Raw genomic sequence first — 21,017 nt, 5'->3', positions numbered from 1 at the left:
CCGTTTTTTTTTCAAGCAGCAGACGGCAGCCGACATCGGAGGCCGTCGCGTGGGCTCGGAGATGAGGATATCAGACAGCCCCAAAACCCCCCCCCATAACCGAACCCCCATCAAAACCCACACCTTGACATCAATCAAACGTTCAAAACCCATCTGCACACAGTCAATTGACCTGCGTCAATCGCAACGCCTCGCCACCTCGTAGACTCAATTAAATCGCGGGCAACCACCCGCCCACGTCTCTCAGTTCCGGAGCAACAGCGATGACTTACAAAAGTATCCTCGTGCAACTCGATACGGGCATTCACGCGCACACCCGCATGGAAGTCGCGCTACGTCTCGCACAGAAATTTCGTGCAAAACTGACAGCCCTCTTCACAACATATCTGCCCGATCCGCACGCGTTCTACGTGATGGCAGGCACGGCGGCCTACTACGCCGAACACGAGCGACAACGCCACGAACGCGGCGCCGCGCTCGAACGGCTATTCCATGCGGAAGCGGCGCGCGCCAAGGTCGAAACCCGCTGGATCGCAACGGCAGGCTACGCGAACGACATCGTGCCGCCCTACGCGCGTCTCGCCGATCTCGTGATCGCCGGTCAGGACGATGCACAAGACCCGGAATCGTTTCTCGCCGACCAGTTCGTCGAGCATCTGCTGATGTCGGCGGGACGGCCCGTGCTGCTGTTGCCATCCACGGATGTGCGCGCAACGCCTGGCCAACGCGTGCTGATCGCGTGGGACGGCAGCCGCGAAGCCACGCGCGCGATTCACGACGCGATGCCGTTCCTCTCGCAGGCCGCCGACGTCACGCTGCTGACCGTCAACGCCACGCGCACCGAGCCATCCGCGTGGCGCATCCCCGGCGCCGACATCGCGCTGACGATTGCCCGGCACGACGTCAAGGTCAACGTGCGTGAAGTCTCCACCAGCGACGACACACCGATCGGCGACGTGCTGCTATCTCAGGCGGCGGAATCGGGATGCGACCTCATCGTGATGGGCGCCTATGCGCATTCGCGTGTGCACGAACTGGTGCTGGGCGGCGCGACGCGCACCGTCCTGCAGTCGATGACCGTACCCGTGCTGCTGTCGCATTGACCTGATCGTATCGAGTCCGACAAGGAACTGACATGAGCTACAAAACCCTGCTCGTCCATCTCGACGATAGCCGCCGCAGCGAAACGCGCCTCGCGTTGTCGCTCGAACTCGCGCAGCGCTGGGATGCCCATCTGATTGGCCTGTACGTGGTGTGCCAGGATCTGTTGCGGCCCATCTTCCGGCAGGACAGGACACTGTCGTTCGCGCAGATCGAGGCGCACGAGGCCGAGCGCCGCGACAAGGCCCGCGACGCGTTTCTCGACGCTGCCGAACGCGCGGGCCGCAGCGCCGAATGGCGCGCGCCGCACGGGCCCGCACTCGATGTGGCCATGCTTCACGCGCGCCACGCCGATCTGCTGGTGCTTGGCCAGCAGGATCCGAACGATCCTGCGTCGTTCGTGGCGCCGCATTTTGTCGGCGATCTGCTGCTGGGCGCGGGCCGTCCCGCGCTCGTCGTGCCGTATGCGGGCGAGGTGCGCACGCTCGGCGAAAACGTGCTGGTCGCGTGGGACGGCAGCCGCGAAGCCGCGCGCGCCGCCGCCGACGCCATGCCGCTGTTGCAGCGCGCACGCCACGTCGGTATCGAGATCGTGCGGCATCACGGCCAGCCGCTCCATGACGCGCCCGAAGGCCTCGACGTCGCCGCGTGGCTCGACACGCATGGCGTGCGCGCGTCGTTTTCGACCACGCCGCATCACATCGGCGTCGGCACGGGCGCGACATTGCTCAACCGTGCATCCGATCTGCACGCGGACCTGCTCGTGATGGGCGCATATGGCCACAGCCGCGCCCGCGAACGCGTGTTCGGCGGCGCCACGCGGACCATGCTGGAGTCGATGACGGTGCCCGTGCTGATGGCGCATTGATGCACGTGCGGTTTGGGCGCCCGGCACGCCGATGCGAGCGCCGTGGTGCTGACGGGCCGCGCGTGCGGCCAACACTACGTGCTGCGCATCGCGGATAATGGCCGAGGCGCTCAAGCCCGCGCGTGCGCCAACCTGAGCACCTCCGGCAGCACGACCACGCGTCGTTAGATCTGATCGGCGTGCGCGAACGGGCTTACATGCCGGGCGGTTCGATGCAGATCGATTCCGCCGGTGACACCGGCTTCGCATTGACGGTGACCTTTCCCTTGCAAGCGGTACAACAGGAACAGACGCATTCATGATCAAGGTATTGCTTGCCGACGACCACACCCTCGTGCGCGACGGCCTGCGACACATCCTGCAGTCCGCCAGCGGTTTCGACGTATCGGGCGAAGCCTGCGACAGCGCGACCACCATCGCGCTGATCCGCGCCACCGACGCCCATGTGCTGGTGCTCGACCTGTCGATGCCCGGTCGCAACGGGCTCGATCTCATCAAGCAGATCAAGGACGAAAAGCCCGCGCTGCGCATTCTCGTGCTGACCATGCACGCCGAGCAGCAATACGCCGTCCGCGCCTTCAAGGCGGGCGCATCCGGCTACATGACCAAGGAAAGCGCCAGCGCCGAGCTGGTCGGCGCGGTAACGAAGGTGGCCTCGGGCGGCGTCTACGTGAGTCTGGCGATGGCCGAGCGTTTCGCGCAAAACCTGAATGAACCCGCCGAAGCGCTGCCGCATCAACGGCTGTCCGACCGCGAGTACGACGTATTCCGCCGCATCGTCTCCGGCCAGAGCATCACCGAGATCGCCCGCGACCTGTGCGTGAGCGTCAAGACCATCAGCACGCACAAGACCCGCATCCTCGACAAAATGCAGATGCCGAACGAAAACGGGCTGGTGCGCTACGCGATCCGCCACAAACTGATCGATGATGAGGGCGATATCTAGGCGCGATTCTTAGAAGTAGCGTCAATGCAGTAGGAATATTCCTATAACCCCAACCCAAACTCCTAGAACAGCTTCCATCGCGTCCTATACATTTTCAAGATAAGACCGCCGATACTGCTGGACATGGATACCGCCGTGCCAGCCCTCGCCGCAAAGGTCTATCTCGTCGACGCCGCCGTCGAGGTGCGTTGCCGGCTTGCGCTGCTGCTGTGCGCGATCGCAGGCGTCGAGATCGCGGGTGAAGCGGAAGACGGCGACGCGGCGCTCGAAGGCATCCTCGCTTCGGATGCCGATATCGTCGTGCTCGATCTGCACCTTGCAACCGGCAACAGTCTCGAACTGATCGCGACGCTGTCGCGCCTGCACCCGGCCATCGTCACGATCGTGCTGACCAACCACATCGCGCGCGCTTTCCGCGACGCCTGTCTTGCGGCGGGCGCCAGGTTCTTCTTCGACAAGACGTCCGAATTCGATGCAGCCTGCCGCACCATCGCAGGCATTGCGCGGGCGCCACGCGCGCCCGCTGAGTGAACAGGAGCCGACCATGCTTGCCGTCACCGACCCCGTCATCGCGCCTGGCAGCGACCTTCCCGCAGCGCGGGCGCGCGTCGTGCCGATTCATCCTCTGGCACGAACCACGGGCACCGATCCGGCCGCACGGCGTGCGCCGCGCTGTTCCGCCTGCGCGATGCGCGCGCTGTGCATTCCCGCCGAACTGAACGCCGAAGAACTGGCGAAGCTCGACGCCATCATCTGCTCGACCCGCCCTGTCCGGCGTGGCGATGCGCTCTACCGCGCCGGCGACGCGTTTCATAGCCTTTACGCCGTGCGTGCGGGCTCGTTCAAGAGCATCGTGATGCATCGCGACGGACGCGAGCACGTGACAGGCTTCCAGATCGCGGGCGAAGCGCTGGGGCTCGACGGCATCGGCACGGCGCAGCACAACGGCGACGCCATCGCGCTCGAAGACAGCGTGGTCTGCATCATTCCCTTCGCGCAGCTCGAAGCGGCCTGCCGCGAGATCAAACCGCTGCAGCATCACATCTATCAGATGATGAGCAGCGAGATCGTGCGCGAATCCAGCCAGATGATGCTGCTCGGCACGATGACGGCCGAGCAGCGCGTCGCCACTTTCCTGCTCAACCTGTCGCGGCGCTTCAAGGCGCGCGGCTTCTCCGCTGCCGAATTCAACCTGCGCATGACGCGCGAGGAGATCGGCTGTTATCTCGGGATGAAGCTCGAAACGGTGAGCCGCATGTTCTCGAAGTTCCAGCGCGAGCGGCTGGTGGATGCGAACGGCAAGACGATTCGTATCGTCGATGCCGAAGGGCTGGCGCGGGTGTAGCGCGAACAGGGACTGCCCTTGCCCGCTTCCCTGCAATCTGGTGCAACCGATACCGAACTGATATAACTCAGCTTCGAACCCGCACCGCGTCCTTTCATCCACAGCCGGCAATCACGATGGCCACTTCGGGCAATGAGCCGTCCCGCAACGACAAGGCGACGTCCGCATCGGATGTCTCGCTCGAAGACCGCTATTTCCTGCTGATCGAGGCCGTTCAGGATTACGCGATCTTCATGCTCGACCCCGCTGGCCATGTCGCAAGCTGGAATCCGGGCGCGCAGCGTATCAAGGGCTATTCGCACGGCGAGATCATCGGCCATCATTTTTCGGCCTTCTATACGCCCGAAGATATCGCGGCCGGCAAGCCGGCCCGCGAATTGGAGATCGCTGCAAGCGACGGCCGCGTCGAAGACGAAGGCTGGCGCGTGCGCCGCGATGGCTCGCGCTTCTGGGCCAACGTCACCATTTCGGCCGTACGCGATGCAGCGGGTGCCTTGATCGGCTTCGCCAAGGTCACGCGCGACATGACCGACCGCACGCGACTCGCGGAACTCGAACGCGCGAGCATGGTGGCAGCGCAAGTGCAGATCACCCGCGAGAACGAGCAGAAGCGCATCGCGCGAGAACTGCATGACGATCTCGGACAGCAGCTGACCGCGCTGAAAATGAGTGTCGCGCTGCTGGAGGCGTCGCTGGGCGCGAAGGCGGATACGACGCCACTCGTGCAGCAAACGCAAACCTTGCAAAAGGAAATCGATGCGATGGCGATGTCGTTACGACGCATCGCTTCGGATCTGCGCCCGCCGCTGCTCGACGATCTCGGCCTGACGGCCGCGCTCGAATGGCTCGCGGAAGACTTCACGAAACGCTACGGCATCGCGGCGACGGCGCATATCGAAGCGGACGAGCCGAAGTTCAACGAGTTCGCGTCGACCAATCTCTTCCGCATCGTGCAGGAAGCGCTGACGAACGTCGCGCGCCACGCGAAGGCGAGCCGCGTGCGGATCGAACTGGCGTGCTCCCGCGACCTCGTCTCGCTCGACATCGAGGACAACGGCGTCGGCGCGATGCTCGATCTGCCGGTGGGCGGCGCATCGTTCGGGCTGCTTGGCATCCGCGAGCGCGTGAGGCAGCTACATGGCACGGTGTCGTTCACCAGTTCGCCGGGCGAAGGTTTTCATATTGCGATCAGCGTGCCCACAGCCTGCACGCGGTAACGCTAATGCTGACGCTGACGCTGACGAGCGTCACTCCATCCGACGCAACTCACGGCGCAGAATCTTGCCGACCGTCGACTTCGGCAGTGCATCGACGAAATGCACGACCTTCGGCACCTTGTACGCGGCCATGCTCGCGCGGCAATGCGCGATCAGCGCGTCGTGCTGCACATCGGCGCCGGGTGCCGTGACGACGAACAGCCTGAGCGCCTCGCCTGTTCTGTCATCGGGCACGCCGATGCACGCACATTCCGCCACGCCGGGAAACGCAGTCGCGACGGCCTCCACTTCATTCGGATAAACATTGAAGCCCGACACCAGCACCATGTCTTTCTTGCGGTCGACAATGCGCAGAAAGCCTTTGTCATCGAATACGCCGACATCGCCGGTGCGAAAATAGCCGTCCGCCGTGAACGCTCGGGCGTTGGCTTCGGGCTGCTGCCAGTAGCCGCACATCACCTGCGGGCCTTTCACGCAGATCTCGCCCGGTTCGCCGATGCCGGCCTCGCAGTCGTTTTCGTCGAGCAGCTTGACGTCGGTGGACGGCACGGGCAAGCCCGTGGTGCCCGTGAAGGTGTCGATGAACTGCGGGTTGAACGACACCACGGGCGACGTCTCCGACAAACCATAGCCCTCGCGAATGAAGCTGCCTGTCACGGTCTTCCAGCGCGCCGAGACGATGTCGATCACAGCCGCGCCGCCGCCCGCGGACAATTTGAGCCGCGACCAGTCCACTTCCGCGAGACGTGGATGCGCGGCCAGCCCCGCGTAGAGCGTGTTGACGCCGACGAACACGGTCGGTCGCGCAGCCTTCAGCACGTCGATGAAGGGATCGACGTCGCGCGGATTCGCCACCAGCCAGTTCTCTGCGCCCACGGAGAAGTACGTGAGGAAGTTCACTGTCAGCGCGAAGATGTGATACAGCGGAATCGCCGTCACGACCACTTCGGCGCCCGGCTCCAACGTATCGGGCATGAAGGCCTTGAACTGCGCGATATTCGCGACCAGGTTGCGATGCGACAGCGCCGCGCCCTTCGACAGTCCCGTGGTGCCGCCCGTGTATTGCAGAAACAGCAGATCGTTGCCGTTGACGTCGACGGGATCGGCGCGGAGGCGCTGACCTTGCGCGAGCGCCTGCGGTAGCGTGATCGCGCCGCGCAATGCCGGGTCGACCATCGGACCGGGAATCGTGGTGCCGCTGCCGTCGCCCGCGCCTGCCGTGATCACCGTGCGGATCTGCGTGCTGCCGATCACACCCGCCAGCGTCGGCGTCGAACCGTCATACACGACGATGGTCTCGACACCGGCATCGTTCAACTGATGCTCGAGTTCGCGCGCCGTGTAGAGCGGATTCACGTTGACCTGCACGGCGCCAATGCGCGCGATCGCGATGAACGCAATCGGAAACGCGAGCAGGTTGGGCAACATCACGGCCACGCGGTCGCCCTTGCGGACACCCGCCACTTTCTGCAGATACGCGGCAAACGCCGCCGACAAACGGTCGATGTCGGCATACGTCAGCGTCTGGCCGAAGGCGCGAAACGCGGGCTGCGCAGCATACCGGTGCAGCGCCTGTTCGAGCAGCGCATTGACGGACGGCCACGCGTCGGCGTCGATGCGGGTGGGGATCGGCCCATACGACCTGAGCCAGGGCCGCCGGCTCGCGGCGTGCTCAGCGGGCGATGTCGTGCAAACGGCGGGGTGGTCCACGGTGTCTCCTGATCGAACTTGTCTGTAGTCGGCACTATCGCAAGACGGGCGCGGCGTGCAAATGATCGACGCGGCCTGATTGGTGATCGCAACGGACAAGCTGCTCGCACGGCGCGAACGGTACATGTCGCACCAACACGCTTCAAAACGGGTTGAATCAGGGTGAACCCTATGGCGAACGACGCCTTTCGGGCGCAAAATTCCGGGCACGCGACGGGTATCAATTCGGACACAGGACTCACTCATGCCACCACGCGCGCCCGCGGCTGCGGCGCCCGACCATCAACCGGGCGAGCGGATCAACCATGCCACGCCCGCTATCGGCTGGCGTGAAAAGCGCTTCGCGCCGTCCAAGCTGGTGGCGCTGCTCGATGTGACCTCCGCGGCAGGCATCGACCCGAACGCCGTGCTGGCCGGCACCGAACTCGACGCCGACGCGGTCGCCAATCCGTTTACGCTGACGTCGTCGCTGCAGTTCCTGACAGCCGCCCGCAATGCTGTGCAACTGTGCGATGAACCCGATCTCGGCGTGCGCGTGGGCTGCCGTCTGCATGCGTCGAGCTATGGCATGTATGGCTATGCGCTGCTGTGCTCGGAAGCGCTCGCCAGCACCTTCGATACCGCCGTCAAATATCATCAGCTTGCCAACGGCATGCTCGATATCCGCTGGATCGAGCATGACGACGCGGCCTCGTGGATATTCCCGAATCGCGACGACGTGCGCCTGCCCGACATCGGCGAGCCGTTGTACCGCTTTCTGATCGACCTGCAGTTCGCCGTGCACGTCACCGTCATCAAGGACGTGATGGGCGCGTGGTGCGTGCCCGCGCGCGCGATGTTCACGCAGGCGCCGCCACCGCACGCAGCGCTGCTGGCCGATGTGCTGGAATGTCCGCTCGTATTCGAGCAACCGCAAAATCTGTTGAGCTATCCCGCCGCGTGGCTGTCGCGTGCGCCGCAGCTTGCCAACCCCATCACGGCGGCGCAGGTGTCGACGCAGTGCGCGCGGCTGGTCGAGCAGTTTCGCTGGCAGGCGGGCGTCACGCGGCGCGTCTATCAGGAACTCACGCGCACGCCGGGCAAGTTTCCCGACATCGAACAGATCGCCGAGAGCCTGTGCATGACCTCGCGCACGCTGCGACGCAAGCTGGAGGCAGAAGGCGCGTCGTATAGCGAGTTGCTGACGGGCGTGCGCAAGGCGCTCGCGGTCGACTACCTCGGCACGACGGCACTCAGCATCGAGGACATTGCGCTGACGCTAGGTTTCAGCGACGCCGTGAGTTTCCGGCACGCCTTCAAGCGCTGGACGGGCAAGACGCCAAACGAGGTGCGGCGCGACCGCGGCGTGGGGCTGCCATAAACGAACGGCTATGGCGTGCCAAAGTTTGTTTTATTGTTCCGCGCGAAAGCCGCGACCTTACACTTGAACACTACGCTGGAGCCGAAAGCGTCACTTCGACCATCCGATAACACTCACGCCAAGGAGACGATGCCTTTAAGCCAGGGCATCAGCACCTCATGCCGCCCACTCTCGTCTATACGCACGACGCCTGTCTGAATCACAAGCCCGGCCCGCATCATCCCGAATCGCCCGAGCGTCTGAAAACCGTGCTGCAAGCGTTGCGCGCACCCGAATTTGCCGCGCTCGAATGGCGCGACGCGCCGATGGGCACGCTCGAGCAGGTGCAACTGATCCACGTGCAGGACTTCATCGACGAAGTGGCGGAGATTGCGCCCTCGCACGGCTACATGCCGCTCGATGGCGGCGATACCATCATGTCGCCTGGGTCGTGGGAAGCCGTGATGCGCTGTGTCGGCGCGGCGTGCGCGGGTGTCGATGCCGTGCTCGACAACCAGGCGCGCAACGTGTTCTGCGCGACGCGCCCGTGCGGGCATCATGCGGAACCAGGCAAGGCGATGGGCTTCTGCATCTTCAATCAGGCGGCTATCGCGGCGGCGTACGCCTATGACGTGCACAAGCTGGAGCGCGTGGCCGTGGTCGATTTCGACGTGCATCACGGCAACGGCACGCAGGCCGCGTTCTATGACCGGCCCGAGCTTTTCTACGCGTCGAGCCATCAGTCGCCGCTCTATCCGGGCACCGGCAAGGCCGCCGAAACGGGCGTGAGCCACAACATTCTCAACGTGCCGCTGCCGCCCGGCTGCGATTCGGATCTGTTCCGCTCGCGCATTGAAGCCGACATGTTGCCCGCCGTGCGCGAGTTCAACCCTGAGCTGATCATCATTTCAGCCGGCTTCGACGCGCACCGGCTCGATCCCCTCGCCGCGCTGCGCCTCGACGACGACGACTTTCACTGGATTACGCAGGAACTCGTGCGTATCGCCGACGAGACCTGTCAGGGCCGCGTGGTGTCGATACTCGAAGGCGGATACAGCATGGAAGGCCTTGCCGGAGGCACACGCGCGCACATGCGTGCGCTGCTGGGCATCTGAGGATGGGTCCGGCGCAGTTGTGAAAGGTCAGCCGCGCATCGACATCCACTCGTGATGCCGATGCGCGTGCGTTACGTCACTGACTTTGTTGCTGCTGCAAATACTGCTTCACGTCGTTCAACGACACTCTGCCCGAACGCGCGGTGTCGATCTGATCGAAGTGCTTCGCGATGAAGCCAAGCCCGCTGCTTTGCGCCTGCGCCTTCGTGATCGACGCGCCATTGCTCAACACCGAATTGCCACCCATGCGCGCATCGATGCGCTGTTGCGCCTGCTGCTGCAATTGCGTGCCTGTTGACGGCAGAACGGCCGCCGTGCGCTTGTTCGGAAAGAAAGGACCATCGACGCCATGATTGCCCTTGGGCAACGTCACCGGCGCGACCGACTGCGTTGCCGCCTGCGCGCTGCCGATCACTGCACCGAGCACCGCGACGACGGGAAGAATGCGCAATAACCTCGTGAATGAAGACATGATCACTCGCCCTGAATAGATGTGCCGGAGATCCCCACGTCGAGTGCGCGGGGATCTGCTTCAATGAATCCTATTGCGCCGCCTGCGCGGTGGCCGTTGGCGTGCCAGCCGGCGCTTCGTCGCGCCACGGTGCAGGCAACGTCCACAGCGACAACGCGAGCGGTATCGGCTGGCCGCGATAGTAGTCGACCAGATCGTTCTTCATTTGCGGACGCGCGACATCATCCAGATAGATCATGTGACCGCCCTGGAAGAAATTCACCTGCAGGTTCGGATTCAGGCGTGGCACCGTTTGCAGACGCGCCAACTGCTTTTCCGTCGTGAAGAACGGCGTGGCGAGATCGTGATAGCCATTCTCCGACAGCACCTTGAGCTTCGGATTCAGCTGGATCGCGCCGAGCAGATCGGGCAAGGTGTCGGGCAGCGCCTGGCCGTTGTGTGAGAAGTCCCACACGTTGATGATCTCGTCGTTCAGCGGCTGATACGTTGCGTTCGGCGCGGTGTAGCCGAGATAGTCGGGCATCTGCGTCGCGAGCGCGGTCGTGAACGGCTGCGAGATCAGGATGTCCGACGGGTCGCCGTCCGTTTGCAGGCGCGGGTCCGAGTTGGGTAGCACCACGCGTCCGTCGTAGCGTCCGATGGTCGAGCCCGGAATCAGCGCGAGACCGAACGAGTTGGGATCGAAATATGCCTGCAGAGCGTGCAGCGTGAGGCTCGACGGCCATTGCCACGACTGCAGCGTACGCGTCGCCGGATACACGGGCGGATCGAAGTAACCGGGCAGCCCGAACTGGCTCAGCGTCCACGTTTCCGCGTACTGCTGGAAGTGGTTGTACTGCCCTGTCGCGAAGATCTCCGATTGCAGCGCGAACAGCCCCTGGTCGAGCAGCGGCGGCGACACCTGATGGAAGTACGCCGCGACCTCCGCATAGCCGGGGTAATAACCGGCGAGCGTATCGGTGTCGAGCACGAGGCCGTCCTTGGTGCCGAAGATCGCCGTGGCTTCGATCGAATCCGCGAAGTAGTTGAGAATCGACGACTGCAGCACGATGCCCGTCAGTTGCCCGCCCGCTGTTTCGAGTGCGAGCGCGAGCATGTCCGTGCGCGGCGTGCCGTACGATTCGCCGTACAGATACAGCGGCGAGTCGCTGCGATTATTGGCGGCCAGATAGCGGATGATGAAATCCCGCATGATGTCGACATCGGAATCGCATCCCCAGAATTGCTGGGTCGTGAAAGGCAGGACGGCTTCTGAAAGACCGGTGCCGGGAGGATCGATGAAGACCATGTCGGTGGTGTCGATCAGGCTCTCGGCGTTGTCGACGAGCGGATAGTTCGGCCAGTTGGTGAGCAGCGGATCGGGCGTCGCCACGCGTGTCGGTGCAAACGAGCCGAGCCGCAGCCAGATCGACGATGAACCGGGACCGCCGTTATAGACAAAGGTCAGCGGGCGCGGCTTGCCGTTCGTGCTGGGCGCCGTGTAGGCCACGTAGGACATCGTGGCTTCCGGTTTGCCTGTCGCATCGGCGGCCGTCAGGTGGCCGGTGGTGGTCGTGTAGTTGATCGTCGTCTTGCCCGACTTCCACTGATAGTGCATCACCGCCGCCTTCTCCGCGACCTGCGATGCCGCCAGCCCGTCGTTCGCGTGCGGCGAATAGGGAATCGGGTCGGTGTACGGCTGGGTGGCTGCCTGAGGCTTCGCCTGCTGTTGCGCGAGCGCTTGTGCATTCGCCGCCTGGCTCAACGCGCTCGTCGCCGACGACGCGCCACCGCTGTCGCCGCCGCCACATCCTGCAAGAACCAGCAACCCGGCAAACATCGCGCCTGAAGCGACGAGCAGCCCGAGACGACCCGAGCGGCTGCGGCTGGTGCTACGGTCTGGTTTCATTTCTGTCCCTGTGATTGGTAAGTTACCGCTACACAAAGGCCGCCTTCGCCGGTAAGGCGCATAGGACACGGACAGCAGTGCAGAACCTCGTCGGCACTTATGGCGGCTGACATTAAACTTTCTATTTTCTATCAGCCTTAATACAGATTGTTTTATTTTCCAGTAATTCGGATCGCTAATTACATAAAAGGAAATTGGCCGGTAACTTGTACTGATTCTATCTAACTTTCCATTCAGGAAAGATTTGGTAATGAATGCAGCAGAGGAAAAATAGGAGGTCGCGTAGGGCTTTGTCAAGGCACGTTTTTACGTGCTATGCGCATTGAATAGGAGCGAAACTTGCATTCGCGATGCTTTGCTTCGGTTTTTATAAATCGCGCAAAATCAATTAAAGACAATTAACCTGCCATTCAATACGACGGCAATAGATGATTCGCATTATTTATTTAAAGCACATTCGAAACGGGCAACTCACACCGGGTGATACTCGTGCGATTTCCGTACATGGAAGCCGTGTCTACTGCGACTGCAGACTCGATACGTAACTGGCGAGGTTACGAATGTCGTCATCGGTCAGATTGCGCGTGACGCTGCCCATGTTGCCGCCATCGTTGGTGCGCTTGCGCGAGCGGAAGTCCTGCAGCTGTTTGACGATGTATTGATAGTGCTGTCCGGCGACGCGCGGCACTTCCTTTTGCCCAGCGAAGTTGCCGAGATGGCATGTCATGCATTGCTCGCCAGCCGACTTTTTGCGTCCCGCTTCGACCGCGGCACTATCCGCATTGAATGCGATGGGTGCTGGCTTTTGTGAGGCGAAGTAGTCAGCGAGATCCTGCGCGTCTTCTTTGGAAAGCGCTGTCATCGGTGGCGAACTACGCGGATGTTTGCGAGCGCCTTCCTTGAAGTCCTTTAGTTGCAGATACAAGTAACCCGCTGTTTGCCCTGCGAGCACGGGATATTGCGGGTCCGTCGAATTGCCCATCGGGCCATGACACGCGACGCAACTCCTCGCCTTCGTCTTGCCGGCTTGCGCATCGGCCTGCGCCTCACCCTGCGGCCACATGACGCCCCCTGCACACAGCACAACCGCGCAAAGCCGCGCGACGATGCGCGATACAAGCGGCGCGATCCACGGCGGCATCATCTCGCGCATGCATCACCCAGATACGCCCACAGGGTCCCGATTGTCGAGGGCACAAACGAGCCAGGCCGGTTCCGGGATGGATTCATCGGGTCTCCTCCGCCTTGTGTTGCTTGACGTCGCAAGCGATTACCTGTGTGTTCAATCACACGCTAATGACGCATGAACGGGCGCAGTTTTGCAATCCCTCTGACATGAAAGGGCTTGAATGTGCAACCGTTGGACAGGTTTAATCGGGGTGAGGTGGCCGCTGCGAAACGTGGGAGCGAGCCGCGTTGCGCAGCTCTGCAGGCCGGTCAGATGAAGCGTAGTCGATGCCTCAAGGATTTGCCAGGCGAGACCACCGCATCGGCGCAGGATGGCCCCACAGGCGCATTCAGAACCACTTCATGTATGAGGATTCGCCGCCGCTCGCAACGGCGGCTTCAGGCGCGCGAATACCTCAATCCTGAGCTTCGGCGTCCGAGTCGAGCATGCGCATGGCCGCTTTCTCTGCGTTGGCAACGTGCAGTTGGGCAAGCGCCTGCGCTTCATTGGCGTCGCGCGCCTTGAGCGCCTTGTACAGCTTGTCGATTTCGCGCAGGCTGCTGGGCAGCCGGTCCGGGTGCATCAGCGACGTAGCGCGCAACAGGTTCACGCGCGAATACAGGCTGTTCAGAATCTCTTTCACCAGCGCATTGCCGCAGTTGTCGAGCAGCACGTCGTAGAGCGCCGTCTTGGCCTTCAGCACGCCCGCCTGATCCTGCGCCGTGGCTTGCGTGCGCAACTCCTTCGCGGCCTCGCCGAACTGCGCGATGGCTTCGTCGCTGGCAAGCCGCGCGAATTCGTGCGCCGCGAAACCTTCGAGCAGCCCTCGCAACGCGTACAGCTCGCTCGCCTCCTGCTGCGAGATCACAGCGACGATCGGGCCTTTGTGCGGCACGCTGCGCACCAGCTTTTCCGCTTCGAGCTTGCGCAATGCCTCGCGCACCGACGTACGGCTCACGCCGAGCGACTCGCACAGTTCGCGCTCGATCAGCCGTGCACCCGGTGCAAAGCGTCCGCTCATGATGGCCTGACGCAACACGTTTTCGACCTGATGACGCAGTGTCTCAGGCCGGACCAACCCGATATCAGTCGACATTATTGTCTTCCCGTCCGACAAAGTTACAGTCGCTATGATACTTCACTGCCAGCCGTTTTCCGCCCTCCGTTGCGCATAAGATGCGTCGAATGTTGCCCGTCGTTGCCGCTTTCGCGCCGTGCTAGTTGTAGCCAAGGATCGCAACGGCCCGTACATGTGCGTGCTCGGTGCCGTTCGCTGCGAGCCGCGCGAGCGGCACGGTCTGCAACGCGCGGAACGTCGAAAGTCGCTGGCGTTCAGGCTCGGCGGCGTGGCGTGCCGTCGCTTCGCTGCGCGTGGGCCGCACACCCGGGTTCAGCATCGCGCGGTTATGCATCGGCGGCCACGCGCTGCTTCATCAAAGCCGCTTCGAGCAGCGGTGCGCCAAGCTCGGCACCATGAATGCCCGTCGTGCTGACGATCTCCAGCAGTTCCATCAGTTCATACGCCGTCGCGCCATAGCGCAGCGCGTTGCGCATGTGCAGCTTCAGACCCGGCACGTACAGATGCGTCGACGATGCATCGAACGCGCAGTACATGAACTCCTTGATCTTCGGACTCAGCACGCCGGTGCGCCACGGCACCGAAGAAAACTCGACATACGCTTCGAACAGATCGGGATCGAGTTCGAGCAGCCCTTCCCAGGTCGGGTGCCAGTAGCCGCGGTTCTTTTCGAACGCGTCCTTCAGCGCGCGGCGCCGTTCGTCGAGCGGCGCAGGACCGTCACGCAGCCCTTCTTCCTCGAGCACTTCGAGCAGCACGGGCACGCCGACATTGCTGGTATGAATGCCGATCGTGCTGATCAGCTCCAGCACTTCCATCAGTTCCTCGCGGGTCGCGCCGAACTCGAGCGCCCGTTCGAGATGATGCGCGACGCCGGGCGCATACAACTGCGTTGCGCACGCATCGGCGGCGAGCGCGATGAACGCGCGCGTCTTGTCGTCGAGATGGTTGCGGCGCTGCGGCACAGCGGAGAACTGCAGATAGGCGTCGACAAAGCCGGCATCGAGACGCAGCATGCTGTCCCACGCGGCGTTCCAGATGCCGTGCACGCGCACGAAGTCGTCCTTGATCTGCTGCGGCTCGCGCGGCGGTTTTACTGCCTGCTTCATTCGTCTGTTCCTCCCAATGACAGCACCATCCCGATCAAAGCCTCAAACCGCGACCAGCCCATGCGGATAGTCCGCTTCCGCCACTTCTTCCTGCCAGGTCGCCTTGCCGATCGATGTCGCGATATGCACCATGTAGCTGCCGTCGCTCGCGCCGTGCCAATGGCGCTCGTTCGGTCCGATAAAGACAATGTCGCCCTGGCGGATCTCCTGCGGCGCTTCGCCTTCCTTGCAAATCCACCCCTTGCCCGCCGTCACCTGCAGTACCTGGCCATGCTCGTGCGTGTGCCAGTAGGTGCGGCCGCGCGGCGCGAAGAACACCGTGTTGATCGTCACGCCGTCAGTGGGCGGCATCACCGGGTCGGCCCATACCGTGCCCGAGAACGTCTCGCCGCGCAGTTCCGACATCTTCCCTTCTGCCCTGCCGTGAAATACCTTCATGCCTGCTTCTCCCTTTTATTTGCCGTTCCTTCATGCAGGCGCACCCCGCCCGACACATCGCCGATCGCATCGACCACGCGATTGCTGATCACATCGCCATAACCCAGTGCCGTGCCGAGTCCGAAACTCGCCAGCGGGCCGGAAGCATTTAGCGACACCACACCCAGTTCGCGCGCGCGATCTACATACAGCACGACCTCTTTTGTCATCAGCTTGCCCGTCAGCCCGCCTTCCAGATAATCGCCATCGACGATCTTCGGGAACCGATTCAACGTTGCGAAGTTCACGCCGCTGCTGCTGTTGAGCACGTCGAGCAGCAGATGCAGGTCGAGGCCCGCCTTCTTGCCCGCCACCATCACTTCCGCGCTTGCCGCGAGGCTCACGGCATTGAGGAAGTTGTTCAGCAGCTTGGTGGTGTGGCCCGCGCCGCTCTCGCCCATGTGCGCGACCTTCGAAGCAATCGGCGCGAAAGCCCATTTGAGCGCTTCGACGGCGCTGGCATCGCCACCGACCATCAATGTCAGCGAGCCTTTTTCCGCGGCAGCCGCGCCGCCCGAAATGCCGGCATCGACATACTGGACGCCCGCTTGCTTGAAGCGCCGTGCGAGCCTGATCGTCGAACTGGCGGCAGCCGTGCTCAGATCGACGACGATCTGTCCGGCGCGGCAATGCGCAAGCACACCACCCTCGCCTTCGACGACGGCTTCGACAACTTTGCTGTCGGGCAGCGACATCATCACGATATCGGCGAACTTCATCACGTCCGCGATGGAAGCCGCAGCCTGCGCACCCGCCGCTTTCACGCGCTCGGGCGCGGTGTCATAGCCGAGCACGGCGATACCCGCATCGACGAGACGCCGCGTCATGCGGCCGCCCATGTTGCCGAGACCGATGAATCCGATCCGTTCCTTGTTCATTTCCACTCTTCCCCTGAAATCAGGTCATTGGTCAGAAATCGACATCCTTCGTTTCCGGTCCCATCAGCGCGCCGACGGCACCGATCAATCCGCCGACACACAACAGCACCACCGACGTCAGCCGCAGCGGCATGAATGCACCGAGCCAGTTCATATAGAACGCGTAGAACGACGGGATGATCACCGAGAGACTGAAGCCGACGCCGAAACCGGTTGCGCGCACATCGGTGACGAAGCGCTCGTTGATGTACGTGACGATTACGCCCCACGGCGACGTGACCAGTACCGCGAGCACGCAGACCAGCGCGATGATGGCGGGCAGCGACAGACCGTCCACATTCGCCAGCACGTAGAGCAAACCCGCACCCACGGTCGCGATCAGCGGACCGACGATGACGAAGAAGCGCCGCCGCCCGATCACCTGCGCGAGCATCCCCGAGCCGATGTAGCTGAAGAACAGCACGAAGTAGGTGATCATCAGCGTCGACGTCATCTGGAAGCCCGTCAGATGCAGCGTCTTCACGAGCAGGCCAGTCGGCAGGAAGATCGTGATGATGTTCTGCGTGAGCCAGAAGCCCGTCATCATCACCAGCACCTGCAGCAGATTGCGCCCGCTCTTGCCGCGCAGCAGGTCCGTGAGCGGCAGTTTCTCCGGCTGGCTGGCTTTATCGGCAGCCTCGCTTTTCCAGATTTCCGATTCGGCTACCTTGTGCACGTAGTACATCGCGAGAAAGCCCGCGAGCACGGCGCCCAGCACGAACGGAATGCGCCAGCCCCACTGCGCATACGGCGAGTTCATACCGTTGAGCGGAAACAGCGCGAACATCAGCATCGCGACGAGGTTGATCGACACATAGGCCGCCGGAAAGCCCGCAATAATGAAGCCGCCCACGAAGCCGCGCTGCTCTTTCTTCGAGTACTCGATGGCGAGCGGCATGGCACCCGTGTAGCCGCCGCCGAGAAATATCCCATCGACGAAACGCAGCAGCACCAGCGCCCAGTACGACACGATGCCGATGCTCTCGTAGCCCGGCAGCAGCGCGATCAGCAGCGTCACGACGCCAAAGCCAGAGACCGACCAGATCGACGCCTTGCGCCGCCCGATACGGTCCGCGATCATGCCGAACAGCAGCGCGCCAATCGGCCGTCCCAGCAGCGTGGTGATAAACACCAGCGACGCCAGGATCGTCTCCATGCCGCTCGACAGATGCGGCGGCTGAAAGAACGCCAGCACCGGCGACAGCACGACGACGGGCAGATAAATATCGAACATGTCGATATATTCGGAAAAGAACGCGCCTTTGATGGCATTGCGCCGTTTCGTTTCTATCGACTGCTCGCCTTCGGACTGTGCGATGTCGGTCGCAGTGAGGGTTTTCATCGTTGTCTCCAATCCATGTCTTTGACGGCATCGCGCGATGGTTGCGCGCTGCCGCGTGTGGTGTCGTCGCGCCCGCTCAGGCCGCCGAAGTCTCCGCTTCGTACGCCTTGATCGCTTCCGACGCGACGCGGAACGCCGCCAGCGCCAGCGGCGCACCGCAGTACACGGCCGCCTGCATCAGCACTGCGCGGATCTCGTCCTTCGTCACGCCGTTGCGCAGCGCGCCCTTCACGTGCACGGCCAGTTCGTGGTGCTGGCTCATCGCCGTGAGCATGCCGAGGTTCAGCATGCTGCGCGTTTTGAACGACAAGGTCCTGTCGCCCCAGATATCGCCCCAGCAGCACTCCGTGACGAACTTCTGCATCGGGCGGTTGAAATCGTCGGCATTCGCCCACGACTTCTCCACATGCCCCGCGCCGAGCACTTCCTTGCGGTTCTCGAAGCCTTTTTCGAAACGTTCGTTGCTATCCATCTTGAGGTCCTCTTCGTTGCTTAACCCGTTCAGTTGCTTTCTTCGATCAGACTGCCTGACGCACTGATTGTCGGACAATTAAATCGCGCAAAATTTTTTGGCGCTACTCGCCGTAGCCCACCATCGCCTTCGTTTCCAGGTACTCGCGCAAACCCGCTTCGCCCCATTCGCGGCCATTGCCCGAACGCTTGTAGCCGCCAAACGGCGCATGGAAATCGGCAGGTGGATAGTTCAGATGCACGCCGCCCGCACGCAGCGCACGGCCCACCTTGCGCGCGCGTTCGATATCCGCCGATTGCACGTAAGCCGCGAGACCGTAGTCCGTGCCATTGGCGATCGCGATGGCCTCTGCTTCGCTGTCGTACGGGATCATCGACAGCACCGGCCCGAAGATCTCCTCGCGCGCGATGGTCATGTCGGGCGATACGTCGGCGAAAATCGTCGGCTTCGCGTAATAGCCTTTTTCAAGGCCGGCGGGCAAGCCCGTGCCGCCTGTGACCAGCCGCGCACCTTCGTCGATGCCTTTCTGGATCAACATCTGCACGCGCTCGAACTGGTTGCGGTTGACGAGCGGCCCGAGTTGCGTGGACGCTTCATCCGTCGGGCCGACGCGATACGTTTCCGCTGCGCGCTTCGCAATCTGCGCGGCATCGTTCATCAGATGACGCGGCACCAGCATGCGGGTGGGAATCGAACACGACTGCCCCGAATTCGTGAAGCATGCGGCCACGCCACGTTTGACGGCCTCTTCGAGATCGACGTCGTCGAGCAGGATATTGGCGGACTTGCCGCCCAGTTCCTGTGCGACGCGCTTGACGCTCGTAGCAGCCGCCTGCGCGACCAGCACGCCCGCGCGCGTCGAGCCGGTGAACGACACCATGTCGATATCCGGATGGCTCGCGATCGCCTCGCCGACACCTGGGCCATCGCCGTTCACGAGATTGAACACGCCGGCAGGCACCTGCGCTTCGTCGAGCACTTCCGTGAACAGCAGCGCGCTAAGCGGCGAGTATTCGCTTGGCTTGAGCACCATCGTGCAACCCGCCGCGAGCGCGGGCGCGATCTTGACGACGATCTGGTTGACGGGCCAGTTCCACGGCGTGATCAGACCGCACACACCGATCGCTTCGAGCACGACCCGCGTGTTGCCGCGTTGTTCTTCAAACGCGAAGCGCTCCAATACATCGATGAGTGCATTCAGATGCGCCGGACCACGCGCCGCCTGACCGTTGCGCGCGAAGGTGATCGGTGCGCCCATTTCACGGCGCATCGCTTCCGCGAATTCGTCATAGCGGCGTTCGTAGAGTTGCAACACGCGCCGCAGCAACGCGACGCGTTCCGCGACGCTCGTAGCCGACCATGCAGGAAACGCACGACGTGCAGCGACGACAGCACGATCGACATCTTCTGCATTGCCGAGCGCGAGCCGCTCGAAAGGTTCTTCTGTAGCAGGATCGACGATATCGAACCAGCGGGCCGACGTGGGTTCGACCCATTGTCCGTCGATATAAAACTGCGCTGCATGTGACATGGCAGGCTCCGTTGGAAAAGGGTCACTCGGCATCGGGATCGAGCAGGCGATACATCTCGGTGTGATCGGTCGTGGGCGTCGAACGTTGCGCGGCTTCGTCCCACATCGTCACGGTGGTCTCGCCGAGCGTCATCGGATAACCCACCGATCTGGCGAGCGCACGCGCGATCTTCAGATCCTTGTTCATCAATTGCAGCGCAAAGCCGGACGCGAACGTGCCGCTCAGCATGAACTGCTTGACCTTGTTTTCCGACGTATTGCTGCGCCCTGTCGACGCGTTCAGCACGTCCGTCATCACACCCGGCTCGATGCCGAAGCGTTGCGCGACCAGCAGCGCCTCGACCGTCGCCGCCAGGCCCGCCGCCGACACGTAGTTGTTCAGCGCTTTCGCCGCATGGCCCGCACCCGCGCCACCGATATGCAGAATGCTCTTGCCCATCGCGGCGAGCACCGGCTGGCATGCCGCGAGCACGTCCACGCGCCCGCCGACGAGAATCGCCAGCGTGCCTTCCTTCGCTTTCTTCACGCCGCCCGAAACAGGCGCGTCGAGATACGCGAGGCCGCGCTCCTCGAGCACGGCGCCGAGCTTGCGCGAGCGTTCCGGTTCGGACGAACTCATATCGATCACGACCGCGCCCTGCGCGAGCACGCTCGCCCAGCCATCCGCGCCGCTGCCGAGCAGCACGCTTTCGACAATCGCCGAATTCGGCAACATGGTGATCAGCACATCGAGTGCGGCGGCGTTCCCGCGCGTCAGACGCTGCGCGCCAACTTGCGCGGCGAGCATGTCGGCGCGTGTTGCGTCGGCATCGTCGATATAGAGGTCGAAGCCTGCATTGGCGAGGCATTGCACCATTGGCGCGCCCATCATGCCAAGCCCGATGAAACCGATGCGCTTGCTATCTGTCATGGTTTTGCGGCT

22 protein-coding genes are annotated in these 21,017 nt (G+C 62.9%); 9 read left to right on the top strand and 13 right to left on the bottom strand.

Annotated elements, in window-relative coordinates; translation table 11 throughout:
• From DK391_RS45035 to DK391_RS31080, 7 genes are all read left to right on the top strand, one after another.
• A partial coding sequence (locus tag DK391_RS45035; protein ID WP_204117477.1) for a hypothetical protein occupies positions 1–205 on the top strand: 205 nt, incomplete at its 5' end.
• Between the two features lie 58 nt (positions 206–263).
• Complete coding sequence (locus tag DK391_RS31110; protein WP_109481841.1) at positions 264–1,103, top strand: universal stress protein; 840 nt, start codon at positions 264–266, stop codon at positions 1,101–1,103.
• Between the two features lie 32 nt (positions 1,104–1,135).
• Positions 1,136–1,969: a universal stress protein gene (locus DK391_RS31105; protein ID WP_109481840.1), complete on the top strand. Its 834-nt coding sequence runs from the start codon at positions 1,136–1,138 to the stop codon at positions 1,967–1,969.
• Between the two features lie 298 nt (positions 1,970–2,267).
• On the top strand, positions 2,268–2,915 hold the full coding sequence (locus tag DK391_RS31095) for a response regulator transcription factor (RefSeq protein ID WP_109481838.1): 648 nt from the start codon (positions 2,268–2,270) through the stop codon (positions 2,913–2,915).
• A gap of 123 nt (positions 2,916–3,038) precedes the next feature.
• Positions 3,039–3,446: a response regulator gene (locus DK391_RS31090; RefSeq protein WP_109481837.1), complete on the top strand. Its 408-nt coding sequence runs from the start codon at positions 3,039–3,041 to the stop codon at positions 3,444–3,446.
• 13 nt (positions 3,447–3,459) lie between these two features.
• Positions 3,460–4,260: a fumarate/nitrate reduction transcriptional regulator Fnr gene (gene fnr / locus DK391_RS31085; protein ID WP_109481836.1), complete on the top strand. Its 801-nt coding sequence runs from the start codon at positions 3,460–3,462 to the stop codon at positions 4,258–4,260.
• 116 nt (positions 4,261–4,376) lie between these two features.
• A complete protein-coding gene (locus tag DK391_RS31080; protein ID WP_109481835.1) occupies positions 4,377–5,477 on the top strand; it encodes a PAS domain-containing sensor histidine kinase in 1,101 nt (366 codons plus the stop codon).
• Between the two features lie 30 nt (positions 5,478–5,507).
• Here the strand turns inward: DK391_RS31080 and DK391_RS31075 are convergent, their stop codons facing one another.
• A complete protein-coding gene (locus DK391_RS31075; RefSeq protein WP_239482997.1) occupies positions 5,508–7,187 on the bottom strand; it encodes an AMP-binding protein in 1,680 nt (559 codons plus the stop codon).
• Between the two features lie 244 nt (positions 7,188–7,431).
• Here DK391_RS31075 and DK391_RS31070 point away from each other — a divergent pair, with 244 nt between their 5' ends.
• Entirely contained in the window at positions 7,432–8,547 is a 1,116-nt protein-coding gene (locus DK391_RS31070) for an AraC family transcriptional regulator (protein WP_109481833.1), read from the top strand.
• 158 nt (positions 8,548–8,705) lie between these two features.
• Positions 8,706–9,641, top strand: a complete 936-nt coding sequence (locus DK391_RS31065) for a histone deacetylase family protein (RefSeq protein ID WP_109481832.1) — start codon at positions 8,706–8,708, stop codon at positions 9,639–9,641.
• A gap of 76 nt (positions 9,642–9,717) precedes the next feature.
• On the opposite strand, the gene DK391_RS31060 is transcribed toward DK391_RS31065, so the two are convergent.
• The 12 genes from DK391_RS31060 to DK391_RS31005 form a co-directional block, all read right to left on the bottom strand.
• Positions 9,718–10,113 carry a 2-oxoglutarate dehydrogenase gene (locus DK391_RS31060; RefSeq protein WP_109481831.1) on the bottom strand — a complete coding sequence of 132 codons (396 nt, stop codon included), beginning with the start codon at positions 10,111–10,113 and terminating at the stop codon, positions 9,718–9,720.
• Between the two features lie 70 nt (positions 10,114–10,183).
• Positions 10,184–12,001, bottom strand: coding sequence for a peptidase S10 (locus DK391_RS31055; protein ID WP_109481830.1), 1,818 nt, complete (start codon positions 11,999–12,001; stop codon positions 10,184–10,186).
• 517 nt (positions 12,002–12,518) lie between these two features.
• The gene (locus DK391_RS31050) at positions 12,519–13,064 is read right to left on the bottom strand and encodes a c-type cytochrome (RefSeq protein WP_109481843.1); all 546 of its coding nucleotides are present in this window, start codon (positions 13,062–13,064) and stop codon (positions 12,519–12,521) included.
• Positions 13,065–13,584: 520 nt separating this feature from the next.
• Complete coding sequence (locus DK391_RS31045) at positions 13,585–14,265, bottom strand: GntR family transcriptional regulator (protein ID WP_109481829.1); 681 nt, start codon at positions 14,263–14,265, stop codon at positions 13,585–13,587.
• A 121-nt stretch (positions 14,266–14,386) separates the two neighbouring features.
• Positions 14,387–14,566, bottom strand: a complete 180-nt coding sequence (locus DK391_RS31040) for a hypothetical protein (protein ID WP_162600954.1) — start codon at positions 14,564–14,566, stop codon at positions 14,387–14,389.
• A gap of 7 nt (positions 14,567–14,573) precedes the next feature.
• On the bottom strand, positions 14,574–15,356 hold the full coding sequence (locus tag DK391_RS31035) for a carboxymuconolactone decarboxylase family protein (protein ID WP_109481827.1): 783 nt from the start codon (positions 15,354–15,356) through the stop codon (positions 14,574–14,576).
• A 42-nt stretch (positions 15,357–15,398) separates the two neighbouring features.
• The gene (locus DK391_RS31030) at positions 15,399–15,794 is read right to left on the bottom strand and encodes a cupin domain-containing protein (RefSeq protein WP_109481826.1); all 396 of its coding nucleotides are present in this window, start codon (positions 15,792–15,794) and stop codon (positions 15,399–15,401) included.
• On the bottom strand, positions 15,791–16,711 hold the full coding sequence (locus tag DK391_RS31025; protein ID WP_109481825.1) for an NAD(P)-dependent oxidoreductase: 921 nt from the start codon (positions 16,709–16,711) through the stop codon (positions 15,791–15,793). Before DK391_RS31025 ends, DK391_RS31030 begins: the two co-directional genes overlap by 4 nt.
• 31 nt (positions 16,712–16,742) lie before the next feature.
• Positions 16,743–18,092 carry an MFS transporter gene (locus tag DK391_RS31020; RefSeq protein ID WP_109481824.1) on the bottom strand — a complete coding sequence of 450 codons (1,350 nt, stop codon included), beginning with the start codon at positions 18,090–18,092 and terminating at the stop codon, positions 16,743–16,745.
• Positions 18,093–18,168: 76 nt separating this feature from the next.
• Entirely contained in the window at positions 18,169–18,564 is a 396-nt protein-coding gene (locus DK391_RS31015) for a carboxymuconolactone decarboxylase family protein (RefSeq protein ID WP_109481823.1), read from the bottom strand.
• A 103-nt stretch (positions 18,565–18,667) separates the two neighbouring features.
• Positions 18,668–20,095: an aldehyde dehydrogenase family protein gene (locus tag DK391_RS31010; RefSeq protein ID WP_109481822.1), complete on the bottom strand. Its 1,428-nt coding sequence runs from the start codon at positions 20,093–20,095 to the stop codon at positions 18,668–18,670.
• Between the two features lie 22 nt (positions 20,096–20,117).
• Positions 20,118–21,005 (bottom strand): NAD(P)-dependent oxidoreductase, encoded by an 888-nt coding sequence (locus DK391_RS31005; RefSeq protein WP_109481821.1) that lies wholly within the window; start codon positions 21,003–21,005, stop codon positions 20,118–20,120.
• Positions 21,006–21,017: the final 12 nt, after the last annotated feature.

It is taken from the genome of Paraburkholderia sp. C35 (assembly GCF_003121405.1).
Lineage (GTDB): Bacteria > Pseudomonadota > Gammaproteobacteria > Burkholderiales > Burkholderiaceae > Paraburkholderia.
This window is presented reverse-complemented; position numbering and strand designations above follow the sequence as displayed.

Coding starts and splice junctions, on each gene's coding strand:
- DK391_RS31110 (WP_109481841.1), top strand. CDS start 264: ATGACTTACAAAAGTATCCTCGTGCAACTCGATACGGGCATTCACGCG.
- DK391_RS31105 (WP_109481840.1), top strand. CDS start 1,136: ATGAGCTACAAAACCCTGCTCGTCCATCTCGACGATAGCCGCCGCAGC.
- DK391_RS31095 (WP_109481838.1), top strand. CDS start 2,268: ATGATCAAGGTATTGCTTGCCGACGACCACACCCTCGTGCGCGACGGC.
- DK391_RS31090 (WP_109481837.1), top strand. CDS start 3,039: ATGGATACCGCCGTGCCAGCCCTCGCCGCAAAGGTCTATCTCGTCGAC.
- fnr (WP_109481836.1), top strand. CDS start 3,460: ATGCTTGCCGTCACCGACCCCGTCATCGCGCCTGGCAGCGACCTTCCC.
- DK391_RS31080 (WP_109481835.1), top strand. CDS start 4,377: ATGGCCACTTCGGGCAATGAGCCGTCCCGCAACGACAAGGCGACGTCC.
- DK391_RS31070 (WP_109481833.1), top strand. CDS start 7,432: ATGCCACCACGCGCGCCCGCGGCTGCGGCGCCCGACCATCAACCGGGC.
- DK391_RS31065 (WP_109481832.1), top strand. CDS start 8,706: ATGCCGCCCACTCTCGTCTATACGCACGACGCCTGTCTGAATCACAAG.
- DK391_RS31060 (WP_109481831.1), bottom strand. CDS start 10,113: ATGTCTTCATTCACGAGGTTATTGCGCATTCTTCCCGTCGTCGCGGTG.
- DK391_RS31055 (WP_109481830.1), bottom strand. CDS start 12,001: ATGAAACCAGACCGTAGCACCAGCCGCAGCCGCTCGGGTCGTCTCGGG.
- DK391_RS31050 (WP_109481843.1), bottom strand. CDS start 13,064: ATGTGGCCGCAGGGTGAGGCGCAGGCCGATGCGCAAGCCGGCAAGACG.
- DK391_RS31045 (WP_109481829.1), bottom strand. CDS start 14,265: ATGTCGACTGATATCGGGTTGGTCCGGCCTGAGACACTGCGTCATCAG.
- DK391_RS31040 (WP_162600954.1), bottom strand. CDS start 14,566: ATGCTGAACCCGGGTGTGCGGCCCACGCGCAGCGAAGCGACGGCACGC.
- DK391_RS31035 (WP_109481827.1), bottom strand. CDS start 15,356: ATGAAGCAGGCAGTAAAACCGCCGCGCGAGCCGCAGCAGATCAAGGAC.
- DK391_RS31030 (WP_109481826.1), bottom strand. CDS start 15,794: ATGAAGGTATTTCACGGCAGGGCAGAAGGGAAGATGTCGGAACTGCGC.
- DK391_RS31025 (WP_109481825.1), bottom strand. CDS start 16,711: ATGAACAAGGAACGGATCGGATTCATCGGTCTCGGCAACATGGGCGGC.
- DK391_RS31020 (WP_109481824.1), bottom strand. CDS start 18,092: ATGAAAACCCTCACTGCGACCGACATCGCACAGTCCGAAGGCGAGCAG.
- DK391_RS31015 (WP_109481823.1), bottom strand. CDS start 18,564: ATGGATAGCAACGAACGTTTCGAAAAAGGCTTCGAGAACCGCAAGGAA.
- DK391_RS31010 (WP_109481822.1), bottom strand. CDS start 20,095: ATGTCACATGCAGCGCAGTTTTATATCGACGGACAATGGGTCGAACCC.
- DK391_RS31005 (WP_109481821.1), bottom strand. CDS start 21,005: ATGACAGATAGCAAGCGCATCGGTTTCATCGGGCTTGGCATGATGGGC.